Origin of the sequence: Candidatus Erwinia dacicola (assembly GCF_001756855.1) — a bacterium.
GTDB classification, from domain to species: Bacteria; Pseudomonadota; Gammaproteobacteria; order Enterobacterales; family Enterobacteriaceae; genus Erwinia; species Erwinia dacicola.
Genome location: NZ_MAYS01000220.1, coordinates 1 through 2,815 on the forward strand (window position 1 = coordinate 1; position 2,815 = coordinate 2,815).

Sequence of the window (2,815 nt, forward strand, 5' to 3'; positions counted from 1 at the left end):
TACAGATAAGCCCAGCGTCCGTTGACCTTCACGTAGGTTTCATCGAGATGCCATGAGCCAAAACCGGAAGGTTGACGCCAGTACCAGCGCCGCCGCTTTTCCATCTCAGGTGCAGAACGCTGAACCCATCGATAAATCGTGGTGTGATCGACATTTACCCCTCGCTCAGCCAGCATCTCCTGCAGCTCACGATAACTGATGCCATATTTGCAGTACCAGCGGACGGCCCACAGGATAATATGACGCTCAAAATGTCGACCTTTAAATGGGTTCATGTGCTGCTCCTTCAACTAAACAGTGGCATCAGTTTACCATCGCCAGATCTTTGCAACAGTGCCAATCTGTTTATATAATAATTACAGCCTAGCTCACAAAGCGGCGGTACGAAGGGTTAATCCCACAGGCTGTCGGGGAGATTGCTTCCCGCTTAACGGGCAACTTGATAAACTCCGGCGGTAACTCTTTCCTAAAAAGGACATCCCCTATGTACCAAAACCTCATTCGTGCCGAGCTGAACGAAGCGGCAGACACGCTGAATAAATTTCTTAGCGAAGATGCAAATATCGAGTCTATTCAGCGTGCGGCGGTTTTACTGGCTGACTCATTCAAAGCGGGCGGTAAAGTGCTTTCCTGCGGTAACGGCGGTTCCCACTGTGACGCGATGCACTTCGCCGAAGAGCTGACCGGCCGCTACCGTGAAAACCGACCGGGCTACCCGGCGATCGCGATTTCAGATGTCAGCCACCTCTCCTGCGTCAGCAACGATTTTGGCTACGATTTTGTCTTCTCGCGCTATGTCGAAGCGGTAGGGCGCGCGGGGGATATCCTGCTGGGGATCTCCACTTCCGGCAACTCTGCCAACATCATCAAAGCGGTTGAAGCGGCGCATGCGCAGGAGATGAAAGTGATCACCCTCACCGGTAAAGACGGCGGTAAAATGGACAGCGTGGCCGACGTGGAAATCCGCGTACCGCACTTCGGCTATGCCGACCGCGTTCAGGAGATCCACATCAAGGTGATTCATATCTTGATGTTGCTTATCGAAAAAGAGATGGTAAAAGCGTAATCCTGCCGGGGCATCCTGCGACGGCCCCTCACTGAGGTAATTCTATGTGCGAACTGCTCGGGATGAGCGCTAATGTCCCGACGGACATCTGTTTTAGCTTTACCGGGCTGGTGCAGCGAGGGGGGGGAACAGGTCCGCATAAAGATGGTTGGGGCATTACCTTTTATGAAGGAAAGGGCTGCCGCACATTTAAAGATCCACTGCCCAGCTTCCAGTCGCCGATTGCGCGCCTAGTGCAGAAGTATCCGATCAAATCCTGTTCGGTGGTGGCGCATATTCGCCAGGCCAATCGTGGGGAAGTGTCGCTGGAAAACACCCATCCGTTTACCCGTGAGCTTTGGGGTCGCAACTGGACCTATGCACATAACGGGCAGCTGAAGGGCTATAAAAACCTCGATACCGGCCCGCATCGTCCGATTGGGGAAACCGACAGTGAACTGGCGTTCTGCTGGCTTCTGCACAAGCTGACCACGCGCTATCCGCGCACTCCCGGCAACTGGCCGGCGGTATTCCGCTATATTGCCAAACTGGCAGGTGAACTGCGTGAGAAGGGTGTATTTAATATGCTGCTGTCGGACGGGCGCTATCTTATGGCGTTCTGCTCGACCAATCTGTTCTGGATCACCCGGCGCGCGCCGTTTGGCAAAGCCAAGCTGCTGGATCAGGATGTGGAGATTGATTTTCAGAAGCAGACCACACCGAACGATGTGGTCACAGTGGTCGCCACCCAGCCGCTAACGGTGAATGAAACCTGGCACAAGATTGCGCTAGGTGAGTGGGCGTTATTTTGTCTGGGTGAGTGCGAGCACTGAGTCAGGTACCGTTGGGCCGTTCGACATCGGGCGGCTCAACACATATTTGCCATCGCTGACGCTGACAAAAGGCGGCTGCTTGGTCTGCACGAACTGCGCATATCCCGGGCTGCAGCTGTTTCCAGAAATTGTAACAGGTTGAGTAGCGATGGCGCTGCATATTACTTTCCGTCATGCGGAAAGGATAAATGCTCACCTCAACACGCGGCTGGCCGTTGCACAGCGCGGCTTCCACATAGTGATAAATCTCATCCATATAGGCATCGGTCATGGCATAGCAGCCAATCGACACGCAGTTACCGTGGATTATCAGATATTTCCCCTGATAATCCTACTGACGATCGTACTCATTCGGGAAACGACGTTAATTGCACGGTAGAAGCGGCTATCTGGCTTCAGCTGGGAAAGTCCCACGCTGTAAAAATCTTCCGGGCTTTGAAATCACCCTGCACGCGTTTTGGCCCAAGGCCGCAGTTTTGCCGTACAGCTCAAGCGTGCGTTCTTCTTTGAAAATTTGCAGATACACGGGGGTGCCGAGTAATTGTTTCTTTAACTCTTTGCTTACCGGCACCAGAGGGATAACCGCATCGGGTACGCTGGCAAAGACAACAGCTGGCAGAAAAATCATCGCAAACAGCAGTGCGATTTTTCCCATTCTATTTCCCTTGAAAAGTAGGGGTGGAAAGCAACGCCGGAAGGCGTCTGTTAACTGACAATATAGGACAAATCCACTATTGCTGCGTCAGCATTAGCATTGTCTATTTCTTTAGCAAGATAGTGAAGGATAAAAAGCCGCAATTTAGTGTTGACCGACGTTTATTCGCTGCATTGAACTCTGCAAAATTAACTGTATACTTATCCAGTACTGTCGGAGGGTTATGCGTAAAATTATTCATGTGGATATGGACTGCTTTTTGGGTAGAGCCTTGGGACGTGG

At 52.1% G+C, this 2,815-nt stretch carries 3 protein-coding genes and 1 pseudogene; 2 read left to right on the forward strand and 2 right to left on the reverse strand.

Features of this window, described 5'->3' with window-relative positions; genetic code table 11:
- On the reverse strand, positions 1-275 hold a 275-nt coding region (locus BBW68_RS06865), incomplete at its 3' end, for an IS6 family transposase (RefSeq protein WP_148127483.1).
- A gap of 209 nt (positions 276-484) precedes the next feature.
- On the opposite strand from BBW68_RS06865, the gene lpcA reads away from it, so the two are divergent.
- Both lpcA and BBW68_RS06875 read left to right on the forward strand, forming a co-directional pair.
- Complete coding sequence (gene lpcA / locus BBW68_RS06870; RefSeq protein WP_070134555.1) at positions 485-1,066, forward strand: D-sedoheptulose 7-phosphate isomerase; 582 nt, start codon at positions 485-487, stop codon at positions 1,064-1,066.
- 44 nt (positions 1,067-1,110) lie between these two features.
- The gene (locus BBW68_RS06875) at positions 1,111-1,878 is read left to right on the forward strand and encodes a class II glutamine amidotransferase (RefSeq protein ID WP_070134556.1); all 768 of its coding nucleotides are present in this window, start codon (positions 1,111-1,113) and stop codon (positions 1,876-1,878) included.
- On the opposite strand, the pseudogene BBW68_RS06880 reads toward BBW68_RS06875, so the two are convergent.
- Positions 1,849-2,533, reverse strand: a pseudogene (locus tag BBW68_RS06880) (peptidoglycan meso-diaminopimelic acid protein amidase). The gene BBW68_RS06875 and the pseudogene BBW68_RS06880 overlap by 30 nt on opposite strands.
- Positions 2,534-2,815: the final 282 nt, after the last annotated feature.

Excerpts from the sequence above, each read along its gene's own strand:
- lpcA (WP_070134555.1), top strand. The coding sequence starts at position 485 with ATGTACCAAAACCTCATTCGTGCCGAGCTGAACGAAGCGGCAGACACG.
- BBW68_RS06875 (WP_070134556.1), top strand. The coding sequence starts at position 1,111 with ATGTGCGAACTGCTCGGGATGAGCGCTAATGTCCCGACGGACATCTGT.